General features: G+C 57.0%; 13 protein-coding genes. 4 read left to right on the top strand and 9 right to left on the bottom strand.

What is annotated here, in order from left to right; translation table 11 throughout:
- Nucleotides 1–11 precede the first annotated feature (11 nt).
- The gene (locus ACNA0J_RS13630) at nucleotides 12–1,010 is read left to right on the top strand and encodes a tripartite tricarboxylate transporter substrate binding protein (RefSeq protein WP_415819402.1); all 999 of its coding nucleotides are present in this window, start codon (nucleotides 12–14) and stop codon (nucleotides 1,008–1,010) included.
- A 44-nt stretch (nucleotides 1,011–1,054) separates the two neighbouring features.
- Here the strand turns inward: ACNA0J_RS13630 and ACNA0J_RS13625 are convergent, their stop codons facing one another.
- The 5 genes from ACNA0J_RS13625 to ACNA0J_RS13605 are packed head-to-tail and all read right to left on the bottom strand — an operon-like array spanning nucleotide 1,055 to nucleotide 6,422.
- Nucleotides 1,055–2,089 carry an Ldh family oxidoreductase gene (locus ACNA0J_RS13625; protein ID WP_415819401.1) on the bottom strand — a complete coding sequence of 345 codons (1,035 nt, stop codon included), beginning with the start codon at nucleotides 2,087–2,089 and terminating at the stop codon, nucleotides 1,055–1,057.
- A 34-nt stretch (nucleotides 2,090–2,123) separates the two neighbouring features.
- On the bottom strand, nucleotides 2,124–3,530 hold the full coding sequence (locus tag ACNA0J_RS13620) for an MmgE/PrpD family protein (protein ID WP_415819400.1): 1,407 nt from the start codon (nucleotides 3,528–3,530) through the stop codon (nucleotides 2,124–2,126).
- Complete coding sequence (gene leuD, locus ACNA0J_RS13615) at nucleotides 3,530–4,153, bottom strand: 3-isopropylmalate dehydratase small subunit (RefSeq protein ID WP_415819399.1); 624 nt, start codon at nucleotides 4,151–4,153, stop codon at nucleotides 3,530–3,532. The genes ACNA0J_RS13620 and leuD overlap by 1 nt, the downstream gene beginning before the upstream one ends.
- Before the next feature lie 20 nt (nucleotides 4,154–4,173).
- Complete coding sequence (gene leuC / locus ACNA0J_RS13610) at nucleotides 4,174–5,589, bottom strand: 3-isopropylmalate dehydratase large subunit (protein ID WP_415819398.1); 1,416 nt, start codon at nucleotides 5,587–5,589, stop codon at nucleotides 4,174–4,176.
- Nucleotides 5,590–5,594: 5 nt separating this feature from the next.
- A complete protein-coding gene (locus ACNA0J_RS13605) occupies nucleotides 5,595–6,422 on the bottom strand; it encodes a Bug family tripartite tricarboxylate transporter substrate binding protein (RefSeq protein WP_415819397.1) in 828 nt (275 codons plus the stop codon).
- Between the two features lie 307 nt (nucleotides 6,423–6,729).
- On the opposite strand from ACNA0J_RS13605, the gene ACNA0J_RS13600 reads away from it, so the two are divergent.
- On the top strand, nucleotides 6,730–7,470 hold the full coding sequence (locus ACNA0J_RS13600; RefSeq protein WP_415819396.1) for an SDR family NAD(P)-dependent oxidoreductase: 741 nt from the start codon (nucleotides 6,730–6,732) through the stop codon (nucleotides 7,468–7,470).
- 12 nt (nucleotides 7,471–7,482) lie between these two features.
- Here ACNA0J_RS13600 and ACNA0J_RS13595 read toward each other — a convergent pair whose 3' ends face one another.
- A complete protein-coding gene (locus ACNA0J_RS13595; protein ID WP_415819395.1) occupies nucleotides 7,483–8,913 on the bottom strand; it encodes an FAD-dependent oxidoreductase in 1,431 nt (476 codons plus the stop codon).
- A 165-nt stretch (nucleotides 8,914–9,078) separates the two neighbouring features.
- Here ACNA0J_RS13595 and ACNA0J_RS13590 point away from each other — a divergent pair, with 165 nt between their 5' ends.
- Nucleotides 9,079–9,375, top strand: coding sequence for a YciI family protein (locus ACNA0J_RS13590; RefSeq protein ID WP_415819394.1), 297 nt, complete (start codon nucleotides 9,079–9,081; stop codon nucleotides 9,373–9,375).
- A 67-nt stretch (nucleotides 9,376–9,442) separates the two neighbouring features.
- The gene (locus tag ACNA0J_RS13585; protein ID WP_415819392.1) at nucleotides 9,443–10,447 is read left to right on the top strand and encodes a Bug family tripartite tricarboxylate transporter substrate binding protein; all 1,005 of its coding nucleotides are present in this window, start codon (nucleotides 9,443–9,445) and stop codon (nucleotides 10,445–10,447) included.
- Nucleotides 10,448–10,460: 13 nt separating this feature from the next.
- Here ACNA0J_RS13585 and ACNA0J_RS13580 read toward each other — a convergent pair whose 3' ends face one another.
- The 3 genes from ACNA0J_RS13580 to ACNA0J_RS13570 form a co-directional block, all read right to left on the bottom strand.
- Nucleotides 10,461–11,468 carry an Ldh family oxidoreductase gene (locus ACNA0J_RS13580; RefSeq protein WP_415819391.1) on the bottom strand — a complete coding sequence of 336 codons (1,008 nt, stop codon included), beginning with the start codon at nucleotides 11,466–11,468 and terminating at the stop codon, nucleotides 10,461–10,463.
- Nucleotides 11,469–11,552: 84 nt separating this feature from the next.
- Nucleotides 11,553–13,016 carry an aldehyde dehydrogenase family protein gene (locus ACNA0J_RS13575; RefSeq protein ID WP_415819427.1) on the bottom strand — a complete coding sequence of 488 codons (1,464 nt, stop codon included), beginning with the start codon at nucleotides 13,014–13,016 and terminating at the stop codon, nucleotides 11,553–11,555.
- A gap of 102 nt (nucleotides 13,017–13,118) precedes the next feature.
- Nucleotides 13,119–14,738 (bottom strand): GMC family oxidoreductase, encoded by a 1,620-nt coding sequence (locus ACNA0J_RS13570; RefSeq protein WP_415819390.1) that lies wholly within the window; start codon nucleotides 14,736–14,738, stop codon nucleotides 13,119–13,121.
- Nucleotides 14,739–14,740 lie beyond the last annotated feature (2 nt).

The following is a 14,740-nucleotide window of genomic DNA, read 5'->3' as shown; positions in this document are numbered from 1 at the left end:
AGGAGAGGACAATGAAAGGCATAAAAACGATAAATATGCTTGCCGGCATGACGCTGGCCGCAGCCTCCGTATCAGTGCTGGCAGCAAACGCCGATGTTCAAAAAGCGGCGGGCAAGTATCCCGAAAAAACGATTCGAATCGTGGCCCCCTCTTCGCCCGGCGGAGGCATTGACGTGCTCGCCCGTTTTCTCGGGGCCAAACTTGCAGAAAGCTGGGGGCAATCTGTCGTCGTAGAAAATCGCCCGGGCGCCGGGGGCATCATAGGAACCTCCGCAGTCGCCCAGGCGGCTCCAGATGGCTATACGGTGCTTCTCATCGCGGGTGGCTATACCTTGAACCCGAGCCTGTACAAGAACCTGCCCTACGACACAATGAACGATTTTGAACGGGTATCGCTGCTGGCCTGCGCTCCCAATATGCTGGTGGTACAGGAAAAAATACCGGTCAAGTCGGTCAAGGAACTCGTCGCCTACGCCAAAGCCCACCCGGACGGCCTGACGTACGGATCTTCCGGCATAGGCACGACCAGCTACCTGTCTGCGGCTCTCTTCAAACAAAAGGCGGGAATACAGATGGTGCACGTTCCCTACAAGGGCGCAGGGCAATCAAATAAAGCCATGATCGCCAAGGAGATCGACCTGATCTTTTCGGCTCCACACGAAATGATTCCGTACGTGCGTGACGGCCGTGTCCAGGCGCTGGCAGTCACCTCCGCGCAAAGACTGCCGTTGGTGGCAGACGTCCCTACCGTTGCCGAGTCGGGATATCCCGGCTTCGAGGTCAATACCTGCTATGGCGTACTGCTGCCCGCCAAGACACCCCGAGCCATCACAGAAAAACTCAGCGCAAAACTTTCCGAAATACTGAAACAACCCCAGACCCGGAAACAACTGGAAGACCTCAGCTTTACCTTGATCGGCAGCACGCCCGACGAATTCACAGACTGGGCCCGCAAAGACATGCGCCGTTGGTCCAAGGAACTGGCCCAAGCCGGCATTCGGCCTGAGTGATGGCGCCATGCAGGGGCTGCGCACCGCCCCTGCTTCACTGACACCTATTTGAGAGGCACCGACGTGCCGCAAATATCATGCAGCCGCTGCACCACGTGCTTGTTGACCAGCACACCTTGCTGGCGCCGGATCTCGCGCTCTTTGAATCCTCGCTCGGAGGGAATGCGAATCTCGACCACACCGGGTTGCTTGGGTAGCGTCTTGACTTTCGTCAGCAGTTCTTCAAGCTCAGTGGTGAACTGCTCCAGCGGCATGAGCAGTTCCGGATCAAAGGCAATCAACAGCGATCCGAAATCGCTGACCTGCCCATTACGAAAACGAGAGCCCGCGAGCAAGCCCAACGCCTGCACCGCCAACGACACGCCGTAGCCTTTGTGTCCGCCAAATGGAAAGACGCCGCCCTCTTTCAGTTCCCGTGCAGAGCGCGTGGGTACCCCCTCGCCATTTATTCCCACGATCTCCGAGAATTCCTCTCCGAGAAAAGCCTTCAACAGGATCTCTCCCGTCATCACGGTTCCGGTTCCCATATCGAAGATAAAAGGATTGACCCTGCCAGGCAAGGCAATGGCCAATGGATTGGTTCCCAGGATCTTCTTGCTAGCGCCAGGAGGCACGACACTGGGTGTGCTGCTGCCGAAATAAACAGCCACATATCCGGCGCGAGCGATTCTTTCCAGGTAATACCCATTGCGTCCCGCGAACCAGCTATTGCGCAGGCCGACAATCGCCACACCGGATTGCCTCACTTTGTCGATCGCCACATCCACCGCGCGGGGAATCGACACATATCCAACATGGTTGCCGCCATCCAGCAGCGCCGACACAGGCGTTTCCCGAACGATGGAAACCGGATTGCGTGGCTTCTTCAGTTCGGGTCTATCCGCGATTACCAAAATGCGCGGCAAACCGGCGAACTCATATCCCCACACCGTCGCGTCGATCAGGTGCGTCACAACCATCCTCGCCTCTTCCTGCGTAAAACCCAGTTTGGCAAGCGCGGTTTCGCCCAGCGTCTGAGCATCCTCCACACTGAGTCGCACAGTATCAGCGGTTTCTTTGTCGAGCAGCGTTTCTGTCATGGTTTTGTTCATCAGATAAAGAGAGGGTTTTGAATCACAAAGACGGCGTCATGCTGTCCATCAGCTCTCGCGCCGATATCGCTGCTATGCCTTCAACACATGCGAGGGATTTGGACCCATCAATGTCCAGTTCCGCGAGTTCAACCAGCCTCGTGAACTTTTGCGCTCTCTCTTTAGGCGAGCATGGATGATCAGGCGTCCCATGGGGGTCCATCGTGCGAGCAGACAATACGCGCCCATCGTTTAAATGCAACGAAACAGCACTGAAAAAGTGCTTGGGATAGACCTCATCGGCGGCCGGGTCCGCCTTTAAAGTCACGCGTTGAGCAATAGCTTTTCGTCTGGAATCCTGAATGCGCGCGACACCGTATTCACTGGGATCCATCGGCTCGCCAGTCAACGCCACCGCCACACAGTATGGGATGCTGTATTGCGCATCCATGGTGTCTTCGGGCTCGACGTTCCCATTGTTCTTTACCGCAAACGTACTGGTCGACACAACGACCTCGGCCACCGAGGCAGTATCAAGAGATTCTTGCTCTCTCATCTCGAGAATCAGCTGAACGACTCCCTGTATCCAACCACAGATCGGATAGACCTTGACCCACACATCGTCCACCGCCCAACGGCTGCCCAACGCATCATCCAGCAGCTCCGGCCGAGCCGTGGCTCCACCGAAAGCCTCCAGCAAACCAAACTTTCCGTCAATAGCCCCCACCGGTGCCGTAAAGCCCCGCCGGGCGAGCAACGCCGTCCGCACGCCTGCTTCCGCCGCCCTGCCTGCATGCAGGCGCTTCACCATGCCGGCGCCGCCAGCGGCGAAATTCTTGACCCCAGAGGCACACGAGCATGCCAAGCCGACCGCCCATTGCAGCTGCTGGAAATCCAGTCTCATGACAACCGAGGCCGCGATCGATGCTGCCACCGGCCCCACCACACTCGTCTTGTGAAAGCCTCGATGAGAGGGCTCTGTACCCAGCGCGAGGCTGATACGCTCCATCGCTTCATAGCCCGCCACAATGCCGCGCAACAATTGCAGCCCTGAGGCATCGACCGCCTCCGCAGCCGCAATCGCGGCCGGCACGATCACCGCGCCAGGATGAATCAACGCCGCGGACAATAGATCATCCAGCTCGAATCCATGCATCGCCGTACCATTGCATAGCGCTGCCTGCCCCGCAGCGACCATTGCTGTGCTCCCGAGGATGCGGCAATGCCCTTGGCTGGACTCTGACAACGCCTCTTCAGTAATGATCTTTCCCCAAGGCTGGGTGGCGCCGAACAAGCCGCATCCCAACGCGTCCATCAAACAACCACGGGCCCGTTCCAGCGGATGCGGGTCGGTCAGTTCCGCCAGGCCATGGAGGTATTCGAGCAGACCTCTGGCATGCGTATTCAGTTTTTCCGGTAGCGGTAATGTGGACACCGACGGCAGGGCCATTAAGTATTCTCCTCGTTCAGCCAGGGCAGTTTTGCCTGGCGTTTCGCCTCAAAGGCTTTGATTTGGTCCAGATGCGTCATCACGAGCTCAATATCGTCTAGCCCTTTCAGCAGGCTTTCTCTATGCGCGGCATCGATGTCGAATCTGTATCTCGTACCAGTGGGCGACACAACGATCTGTTCCACCAGATCCACTGTCACTGCAGATCCGGGCGCAGTGTGAAGTTCGGCGCGCAAGACCCCGCATTGATCGTCGGGCAATACCACCGGCAACAACCCATTCTGTAGCGCATTCGCGTAATGAATATCGCCGAATGATGGCGCGATGACGCTACGTATTCCCGTATCCATCAGCGCATAGACTGCAGCCTCGCGAGATGAGCCACATCCGAAATTAGCGCCGGCGACCAGCACCTGCGCTGCGCGATAAGGCTTCTGATTCAAAACGAAGGCGGGATTCTCGGTACCGTCCGCAGAAAAACGCAGATCATGAAATGCCAAGGTCGGATAGTCAGGATCGCCCCGATGCTTGCGCAGGAATCGTGCCGGTATGATGGCGTCGGTGTCGATGTTGGCGATGTCCAGTGGCGCAGCAACTGCGGTCAGTGTAGTAAAGGGCGTCATTCGGGAATCTCCCCCACCCCTCAATGGGATGCCATCAAATGACGAACGTCGGTCAGACGGCCCGTCACGGCAGCGGCGGCCGCCATCGCGGGACTCACCAGATGAGTACGGGCTCCTACTCCCTGCCGGCCCTCAAAATTCCGGTTCGATGTCGAGGCACAACGTTCGCCTTGGGCGATATGATCTCCGTTCATGGCCGCACAGGCGGAACAGCTCGAATCTCGCCACTCGAAACCTGCCTGCTTGAATATCAGGTCCAACCCTTCAGCCTCGGCCTGTCGTTTGGTCGCGGTCGATCCGGGCGAGACCCACGCCGGCACGACCGTCTTTCTTCCTTTCAGGATCTCGGCGGCTGCCCGCAGATCCTCTATACGTCCGTTCGTGCATGTGCCGATGAAGACACGATCGATCTCGATACGATCCAGCCGTGATCCGGGCACCAGATCCATATAGCGCAGCGCCTTCTCCATGCGAGCACGGTCGTCGGGATTGCCGGCGGACTGCGGCTCTGGAACCACGCCATCGATAGGCAAAGCGTCTTCTGGACTGGTTCCCCAAGTCACCATAGGAGCAATTGCCGCCGCGTCCAGCGAGACTTCACGATCGAACGGGGCATCGTCATCGGTGGCTAGCCGCCGCCATTGCGCAACGGCCTGATCCCATTGCGCCCCTTTGGGCGCATACCTTCTGCCCTTCAAATAGGCAAAGGTCGTATCATCCGGCGATACCATGCCGGTCCGCGCTCCGGCCTCGATCGACATATTGCATACGGTCAACCTCCCCTCCATCGACAACGTGCGAATCGCCGACCCCGCATACTCGATCATGTAGCCTGTCGCCCCGCCTGCGCCGATTTTCGCGATAATGGACAGCACAATATCTTTCGCAGAAACGCCCGGACCGACAGCGCCCTCCACCTGTATACGCATCGTTTTGGGCTTTTTCTGCCAGATGGTCTGGGTGGCCAACACCTGCCGCAACTGTGATTGCCCGATCCCGAACGCATAGGCTCCCAAGGCGCCATGAGTAGAGGTATGCGAATCGCCGCAGGTAATCAGCAGCCCGGGTTGGCTGAGTCCCAGTTCCGGACCGATGACGTGGACAATCCCTTGGTCTGGATCGTCCAGATCGAAATGCCTCACACCATAATCCCTGGCGTTTTCTCTCAGCAGCACAATCATCTCGCGCCGCTCAGGATCAGAGATGGCAGCCATTCCCCGATTTCGGTCAACAGTAGGCGCGTAATGATCAGTCACGGCAAAGTTCTGATGCGGATGGCGAACCTTTCTGCCTTCGACACGCAACGACGCGAATGCGTGAAAAGACCCTTCGTGAACCAGATTCCGATCGACATGCAGCAATGCTGTACCATCTGGGCGCGTGAGTATCACATGGTCATTCCAGATTTTTTCAAAAATCGTTCGAGGGGCATCCATGCTCGCTACTCCGACCGGATACCGGCTTGCTTGACGACCGGCCCCCATTTTTCTAGCTCGCTATCGACCCAATGGGTAAACCGCTCAGGCGTGCCCCCTATGATTTCGTAGCCGGTATCCACCAATCCCTTCTTGACCTTGGGATCATCGAGCGCCTCATTGAAAGCCTTATTCAACCGGGAAATGACGGTTTCGGGAGTTCCCGCCGGCACCATCACGCCATTCCAGGAACTCACCTCGTAACCAGGCACACCGGCCTCTGCGATCGTGGGAACACCCGGAAGTATCTCGGAGCGTTGCGCACTCGTCACCCCGAGAATCTTTAGCTTGGTTCCATTGAGCTGAGGCGCAACAACGACGGGCACGACAAACAACGCATCGACTTGCCCGCCCATGACGGCATTCAAAGCAGGCCCGCCGCCACGATAAGGAACATGCATGAGATTCGCCCCCGTCATCGAAGCAAAAAGAACACCAGCCAGATGGTTGATGGAACCCTGCCCGGACGAACCAAAGGTCAGCTGCCTGGTTTTGGCCAGCTCAATGAACTCTTGTACGTTCTTCACTGGCAGCTCGGCATTGACCACCAGCGCCAACGGTACCTTTGACAGAAAAATGACGGGCGCAAAATCGCTCTGACGCCAATGCGTATCCTCATAGATAAAAGGATTGATCGATAGCGTACCCGAGTAGCCGAACGTCATCGTATAGCCATCCGGCTCGGCATTGGCCCCTATCTGTGTGCCGATGTTCCCCGCCGCCCCACTGCGATTTTCGATCACCACAGGCTGGCCCAGGATCTCCCCCACCTTCATATTAATGATCCTGGCCATCAAATCGGCCCCGCCTCCAGGCGGCCACGGCACTACCCATCGAATCGGCCTGTCCGGATACGCAGGCTGCGCCGCCACGCGGCCCGGGCCCATCACACAAACGATCACGAGCAATGTACAGACGATTCTGCACATGTTGACGATTGATTTTTGCACAGCGCCTCCTCTGACCTAACGTTCCTGTTGAATTCAAGCCAGGCTGCATCGCGGCTTTTTTTGATTTCTTTAGCGATGCGCGAATAGTATCATCGAAGTTCTGATTATCAAACATAGTTTCATTAAATGAAACTTCTATCAGGACAGCAAGATGCTACTGCGAGACAAGACGGCAGTGATTACGGGTAACCCCTACGGCATTGGCCGGGTGGCGGCGAAATTGTTCGCGGAACAAGGCGCCACCGTCATCTGCCTGGACGATACCGACGACGGGTGGACCTCGACGGGACACTCCAAATCGCCAGGCCCGCGCTTCCTGATCGACGTATCCAATCCAGACGAAGTTTCGGCGGTCGCACGCGAGTGCGAACGAACTCATGGACAAGTCCATGTCTTGTTCAACCTTGCCGGCAGAACCATCGGCCAACGTTTCGAAGAAACCTCGATCGACACGTGGGATCAAATGATCAAGCGGAATCTGACGGCCGCGTTTATATGTTCACAACATTTCCTGCCGCTCATGAAAGGGTCCGGCGGAGGTTCCATCATCAATCACGGCTCCATCGACGGCGCGCTGGGGAACCCCGGCCTCGCTGCCTACTCCAGCGCCAAAGGAGGCATCACCTCGCTGACGCATGTCATGGCTCATGACCTCAGCCAGTACGGCATACGCGTCAATAGCATTGCTACGGGAGGAATCCGGGACGGCATCGGCCGTCCGAACGATGATCGGCTCGTCGCGCTCACGCCGGCCGGGCGCATGGGGACGCCGGAGGACGTCGCGCGCGTGGCCTTGTTTCTGGCGTGCGATTGGTCCTCCTATGTCAATGGCACCAATATCGTCGTCGATGGCGGCCGGACAACGATCACGCAGGGATGCTACGCATTCTGATCCGCACCGGCTTTATCCCGGATGAGATACCGATATTCCCAGAATATGCTCTGCCGCGCGCAACCCCGTTACTCCCGACTTCACCAGACCACCCACATACCCATGACGGGTTCCCCCTTCCAAGCCCCCTGTCGTGCATCCTGCCGCATATAGATGGGGGATAGGACTTCCTCCTTCATTCACCACCTGAGAATCTGCATTGATCCGTATTCCGCCCATCGTGTAAGTTATCCCGGCACAGACCGGAAATGCGTAATAAGGCGTCTGCGCAATTTGCATGGGCGTATATTTTTCAATCTGTCTAGGCGGCTCCAACGCTGCCGTAGCCCCCGTTTCGACCGCTTGGTTATAGGTGTGGATACTGTCTTTCAGACCTACTGCATCTATTCCGCCCAACTCGGCCAGCCCCCCGATCGAGTCCGACCGATACAGCGTTGCGCCGAGCTTCTGCAATAACGGATTAGGAGAAGTGATCCGCATAGCGCCGCACTCTTGCCAGATCTTCTCGTCAACGATCACAAAATAGGGACCAGATTGAACAGGCTGCCGGGCAAGGCAATTCGCCAGATACACGCCGCCGAGCCCTTCGTCGGCGATGCGCCGGCCTGTCGAATCGACCAGCATCCCCGCCGTCGCCAGATAATCGAGATAGGGGTAAGTCGCCAGCTCGGCGTTTTCCAATGCATCTTGCGACAATAGATGCCCATAGAAACCGCTCAACGTACTGGTCGCCGCTCCTGCCTCTACCGCCATCCGCAGGCCGTCTCCACTGCTCGCCCGCGAGTTCCGTTGGACGACACGTTCGGGATCGGCCGCAATCCATTGGCCGATTTTCTCTACGTTTGACTGGAATCCTCCGTCCGCAATCACGACATGCCTTGAGTTCACGTGAAAAGGTACGCCATCGTGACACTCGCCGCTGACGCCATGCACGCCCTGCTCATCGACCAAGAGCCCTGTGACCCGACGGCCTCGCAATAGCGATCCGCCTCTGGACGTCAACGCAGCCTCCAGAGCCTGCAACGCGGCATCCGGCCCGCGTCCTTTCCAGACAGCGCCTTGCGGCGACACGGCCGGCGGAGCGAGCACATATTTCTGATAGGCATAGGGACCCCGTATGAACTTCGCCCCTTGATCGCGTAGCCAGTGCACCACCCTCACCGCGTCGTGCGCGACAACGCGAACCAAGTCTGGATCAGCCTCTCCCGCGGTGGCCTGCATCATCTTTTCCTGCAGTCCTGCGGGATCGCCGGAAATATCCGATGCGCAGCAGTGCCACACGCCGGCACTCAAACGAGAATTGCAGAGGTACAGCGGTTCCGCTTGTTTTTCGAGAACACTGACTTTCAGTCCTCCTTGCGCACATCGCAGCGCCGCAATCAGGCCGGCAATGCCGCCGCCGACTACGACGACATCGCAAAATTCCTCGCCATTTCTCGACATCGGAGTCTCCCAATTTTCTGTCGAGATGCTATCATGAGTTTTGTCAAACAAGACTAATTCCATTCAATGGAACTTTATAGGCGGGCCATATCAACCCCGCCTGAGTCGACCACACTGCAATTGGTTCTAAGAAGCAAAAATCCTCACCACTAATCGGGAGACGCAATGCTTTGGCTCATCATGTGCACGGACAAACCCAATCAGGCGCAGACACGGGAAAAACTGCTGGCGGAACATCGCAACTACCTGGATACGAACACCGACCTGATTTTCTTTTCCGGGCCTCAGCAAACCGACGATGGCGCCGCCTCACTGGGCAGTCTGTTTATTCTCAACGCAGAAACCCGTAAAGAAGCGGAAGACTTCATCAATAATGAGACCTTCTGCAGGGCCGGCGTATTCGAGGCCGTCGTAGTACGACGCATGCGCAAAGGCCGCTTCAATCCACAACGCGCGGACTGACCCTATCGCCAGGATGCGGATGCACCGCATCTTTAAAAAATCTAAACAGTGGCACTCGGAGGATTTCGTGGAGACAGCTCACTACTGGCGATATGCCGCCTCGGCGCTGACAGCTGCAGCACTGTCATTTTCCCCTTTGCCCGCAGCCACGGCTGCCGATAACTCGAATTATCCCGTCAAGGCCATCTCTTTACTGGTTGGCTTTTCACCCGGCGGGTCCGGCGATTTCGTCGCGCGGGCCATTGCTCAATATCTGAGCCCGGCATTGGGTCAGACCATCGTCGTAGAAAACCGGCCCGGTGCCAACGGCCTCATCGCCGCCAGCCTCACCGCAGCGGCAAAGCCCGACGGATATACCTTGCTGGTCACGACCATGGGGCTGACAACGAATCCTCATCTGTACAGCACCAACAAACTGGATCCGGTTAAAGACTTCACGCCCATCACCATGATTGCCGATGTTCCCAATGTACTGGTGACCAACCCTGCCATTCCCGGAACAGACCTGCAGTCTTTTCTCGACCAACTGAAGGTTCGCGACACTCCACTTTCCGTCGCCACGACCGGACAGGCCGCACCAGGCCACCTCGCCAGCGAGCTCCTGCAGCGTGCGGCCGGCGTCGATTTCGAATTCGTGGCATATCGTGGATCAGCGCCCGCACTGACCGACGTCATAGCGGGTCATGTGGACGCCTCCATGCCCACCGTCGTCGCTGCGCTGGCCGGCATCAAATCAGGCAAGCTTCGCGCATTCGCAGTGACGGGCTCTCAGCGGTCGCCGCTCCTTCCGGATGTGCCGACCTTTGCCGAACTGGGTGTCTCGACCATCGGAACGGCATCCGGATGGTACGGCTTGGTCGCACCACCAGGTTTGCCGCGCGAAATTGCCGAAAAGCTCAACCATGAGATACGCAAGATCATGGAAACCCCTGAAATTCGCGATCACTTTCTGACTCAAGGTGCCACGCCGCACACCATGACGACTACAGAGATGAGCGACTATTTATCAGAAGAATACCGGCACTGGGGCGACATCATCAGGCAATCAGGCATCAAGGCCAGCAGCCAATAGCGAACAGGAAAAATCATGCTGAGCCGAGTAATTGCAGCTGATCCCAAATGCGGCGATCAATACTGATACCCATATCCTGTCGCTTTCGGCGTTCGGCAAATGCGCGTTCGGACGGCAGGCGAATATCCGTCACGCCGGCCTGTTTTGGCGTGGCTTTTATCCTGGCCAGTGTTTCGCTAAGTCCGCGGCGATAGTCCTCCAGAGGCACAAGCAAATCAGGCCTCATGGCGATCAATAGATAGCCGTAGTCTTTGTCAGGACTCTTGTCCGAGCCAGCCATCACACCCAGCGCCTGCATCGCGAGTCCGATGGCAAATCCGCGATAACCGGCAAAATTCAATAACGCCCCGGCACGAGCCGCCTGAGGATCGCGGGTAGGAACGCCCGCCTTGTCGATGGCAACTCCCTCAGGCAGCTCTCCTCCCCGGCGCTGTACAAGAGACAATTCGGAAACCATATAGGCAGACGTCCCCAAGTCAATCACCAAGGGATCATTCTCAGTCGGGAAACTGAAGGAAATAGGGTTGGTCCCAAGCGCGGCAGCCGATGCCCCCGGCGGAGCCACTATCGAGAACGATGAGACAGTCAACATCCCGATGAGACCGACGTTGGCCAACTGCTCGACGAAATAGGCGCTGCGTCCCGTCATCCAGCTGTTGTAGACACCTACCACCGCGAAACCATGCTCAGCAGCCCGTTGGATCGCCGTCTGAGTCGCAGTATGCAGGGCCAGCATACCTACCGTATTGCCGCCGTCGTACAACGCCGATACCGGGGTCTCGTGATAGATCTTCGGTGTGGCCCTTCCCTGCTGCACCTTGGGATGGGCGGCGAGATCCAGAATTTTCGGAAATCCGGAATACTCATATCCACACAGAGCCGCATCAAGAAGCTGCTCGGCAATGATCCCCGCCTCATCGGGCGAGTAACCAATACGGGCCACAATCTGGCGCATATGTTGCCGGGCGTCATCGACACTGAAATGTACGCGATCGGCGCTATGAGATTCGTAGGTATGCACGGGAAACTCGTCTATAAAATTTTGATTCCCGCATCGCGGGATCACGCCAATGAAGAGCCGTCGCACGCAGACAGCGTGCGATGATCAGAGCCGATGCCGGATCATGATGCTCTTGGTCTCCAGGAACTCATCCAGCCCCTCCGGCCCCATTTCCCTGCCGATCCCACTCTGTTTAAACCCGCCGACCGGCATATGCTTGAGGATGGAATTGTCGCGATAGCCATTTACCCAGACCATCCCCGCACGGACCTCCTGGGCAAATGCCATCGCGGTGCCCAGATCCTGGGTCCAGCATCCTGCCACCAGACCAAACAGGCTGCGATTAGCCAGTTCGATGGCCTCCTCAACACTGTCAAAGGTCAGAATGCTGAGTACGGGGCCGAATATCTCCTCCTGGGCGAGGCGGGAATCCAGCGGCACATCATCGAAAACCGTAGGCTCAAAAAAGAACCCGCGTGACAGATCCGCATCCACAGGCCTATGGCCGCCGACAAGAAGCCGGGATGTTTTCTTTCCATCTGCCACGAACGCTTCCACCCTGACCAATTGATCTTCGCTGACGAGTGGACCACAGGTTGTATCAGCGGCCAGCGGATCTCCCATTTTCACTTTTTCGATCTCGGCAAGCAGCAGTGGGATGAATTCATCTTTAATGCTGCGCTCGATAAGCAGTCGGCTCCCCGCCTGACACGACTGTCCCGCCAGACGAACAAACCCTTTGGCGCAAGACGCCGCGGCCACTGACAACGACGGCGCATCGGCGAAAACCACCTGAGGCGACTTACCGCCCAGTTCCAGCTTTACGCGCTTTAAGTTGCCTGCGGCAGCACGCATGACGGCGCTGCCAGTACGCGACGAGCCGGTGAAAGTGACCATATCGACTTTGTCGCTGCCAGCGATTGCCTGACCCACAACTGCCCCGTTATCCAGCGCACTGGTGAGCACGTTGAACACTCCAGGAGGCAAGCCGGCCTCCTGCAGAATCTCTGCGAACTTCAAAATTGCGCCAGGCGATTGATGGGCAGGCTTCACGACCAGGGTACACCCGGCCGCCATTGCCGGGCAGCTCTTGTGAGCCACCGATAGCGGCGTATTCCAAGCAGTCAATGTACCCACCACGCCAACGGGCTCTTTTGCTACCAGTCCAATAGCATCGGCATGCTGCCCATAAACAGCCTCGTCTCTCCTGCTGACAATGAGGCCTGCGTAGTATTCCAGCGTCGCTGCCGCACCGCTCACAAATTTGAGTTGCTCATCCTTGGGCTGACCGACTTCCTTGGCCATGATCGTTGCCAACTCATCTACGCGCTCTCGCAGCAGTTGAGCCGCCCGCTTGAACACCGCCGCTCTTTGTTCGGCGGGCGTTTTCCGCCATGGCCCGGTATCGAACGCCAAACGCGCCGCGTCTATCGCGAGTTCTGCATCGACGGCATCGGAATCCTGGTATACACCCACAATCGATTGATCATATGGATTCAGGCGCTGATAGGTTCTGCCGCTTTGGGCTTCGATCCAATTGCCGTTGATAAAGTTCTTTTGGCTCGCCATGTCGGGTTGCTGGGAATGGGTCATGATCGTAAAAAGCCCTCAGAAATAAATAGCAGACAAAATCCCGGAACGGGCTTTGGCTTGATCTGGAGAAACAGCGAGCTAAGCGTGCACAACATCCTCTAACACCATGTCGGCACATTTTTCGCCAATCATCATGCATGGCACGCTGGTGTTTCCCGAGATAATGGTCGGCATCACTGACGCATCTGCGATGCGTAATCCCGTCATGCCATGCACTCTCAAGCGTTCGTCGACCACAGCTGCAGCATCCACGCCCATCTTGCACGTGCCCACCATATGCTGAGTGATATTTCCGCTCTGACGAATGAACTCGAGTATTTCCTCGTCTGTTTCCACCTCCAGACCAGGAGACATCTCACTGGCAATCACGTCTCGCACCGGTGGCGCCGCCACAATTTCGCGCGCCTTGCGCACCGCGAGAATTGCCGTTTGACGGTCTTCCTCTGTTTCAAGAAATCGATAGTTGATCGCGGGAGAGGCCAACGGATCGGCTGATCGAATATGCACAGAACCTGTGCTGCCTGTGCGTTGGACATGCGTATAGACAAAGAACCCCTCAGTACGCGACATTCTCCGGCCTTTCCCTTCCTTCAATTCAATGATGTAGGGATTCACAATCATCATGATGTCCGGCAGCTCACTCTCTGGGCGCGAGCGCGCGAAAACACGCAGCGATCCGTTGCCTTGGGCGATAAAACCCTTGCGAAAGAACACGTACTTCAGGACCTCCATCGCCAGTCCGATACCACGACCCCGTTTAGCCAGAGACAGACCTGGCCGATTGAACTGCCACTTCAGAATCGCTGCGTAATGATCCCGCAGGTTCTCTCCTACACCGATGAGGGGATGCTTAACGGGTATGCCATATTCTTCAAGGATTTGAGGATTGCCAATCCCTGATAGTTCAAGCAGCTTTGGAGTATTCGCCGTGCCGCAGCACAAAATGACCTCGCGCCGTGCTCTCAGTTCTTTCGTAATGCCGTTTTTTTGAATACGGACGCCTAAACAACGCTTACCTTGCAGGATCAACGAAGTCGCCTCTGCACCTTGCAGGATCGTCAAGTTTCTTCGCTTCCGTGCAGGCCACAGATACTGTGTGGCGGTGCTGTGGCGAAAACCTCTATAGCTGGTCTGCTGCGCTAAAGCGATGCCTTCCTGTGTCACACCGCTGTAGTCGGGGTTCTTTGGAATGCCCACGGCTTCTGCTGCGTTGATATACAGGTCATAGAAAGGGGACATCTTGGCCATTTCAACGACTTTGACCGGTCCTTTCCTGCCTCGATAGGTATCATCGCCGATCTTCGTGGATTCTATTTTCTTAAAATACGGCAGAACCTCTTCATAGCTCCAGCCGGCGCAACCCAGTTTGACCCAGGTATCGTAATCAATGCGTTGGCCGCGGTTGTAAATGAGGCCATTCAACGCGCTGCTGCCCCCGAGGATCTTTCCACGCGCCACATAAATCCGGCGATTGCCGTGACTCTCATGGGGCTCCGACTCATAACACCAGTTGGCCCGCGGGTTGTCGACTAGCTTGACCACGCCCGCCGGCGGCATGGTCCACAGATATCTAGCCCCCTTGTCACCTGCTTCAAGGCAAAGAACCCGGTACTTTCCACTCTCGCTGAGCCTGTTGGCAACGACACCACCCGCGGACCCAGACCCAACGACGATAAAGTCGTAAGTGTCATCCTGCATCT

The sequence above is a fragment of the Bordetella tumbae genome (assembly GCF_965139195.1).
Lineage (GTDB): Bacteria > Pseudomonadota > Gammaproteobacteria > Burkholderiales > Burkholderiaceae_B > Bordetella_A > Bordetella_A tumbae.
The sequence above is the reverse complement of the archived record's forward strand: the minus strand, read 5'-3'. Positions and strand labels throughout refer to the sequence as shown.

Coding starts and splice junctions, on each gene's coding strand:
- ACNA0J_RS13575 (WP_415819427.1), bottom strand. CDS start 13,016: ATGGCGAGCCAAAAGAACTTTATCAACGGCAATTGGATCGAAGCCCAA.
- ACNA0J_RS13600 (WP_415819396.1), top strand. CDS start 6,730: ATGCTACTGCGAGACAAGACGGCAGTGATTACGGGTAACCCCTACGGC.
- ACNA0J_RS13570 (WP_415819390.1), bottom strand. CDS start 14,738: ATGCAGGATGACACTTACGACTTTATCGTCGTTGGGTCTGGGTCCGCG.
- ACNA0J_RS13605 (WP_415819397.1), bottom strand. CDS start 6,422: ATGGCCAGGATCATTAATATGAAGGTGGGGGAGATCCTGGGCCAGCCT.
- ACNA0J_RS13590 (WP_415819394.1), top strand. CDS start 9,079: ATGCTTTGGCTCATCATGTGCACGGACAAACCCAATCAGGCGCAGACA.
- ACNA0J_RS13630 (WP_415819402.1), top strand. CDS start 12: ATGAAAGGCATAAAAACGATAAATATGCTTGCCGGCATGACGCTGGCC.
- ACNA0J_RS13625 (WP_415819401.1), bottom strand. CDS start 2,089: ATGACAGAAACGCTGCTCGACAAAGAAACCGCTGATACTGTGCGACTC.
- leuD (WP_415819399.1), bottom strand. CDS start 4,153: ATGACGCCCTTTACTACACTGACCGCAGTTGCTGCGCCACTGGACATC.
- leuC (WP_415819398.1), bottom strand. CDS start 5,589: ATGGATGCCCCTCGAACGATTTTTGAAAAAATCTGGAATGACCATGTG.
- ACNA0J_RS13620 (WP_415819400.1), bottom strand. CDS start 3,530: ATGGCCCTGCCGTCGGTGTCCACATTACCGCTACCGGAAAAACTGAAT.
- ACNA0J_RS13595 (WP_415819395.1), bottom strand. CDS start 8,913: ATGTCGAGAAATGGCGAGGAATTTTGCGATGTCGTCGTAGTCGGCGGC.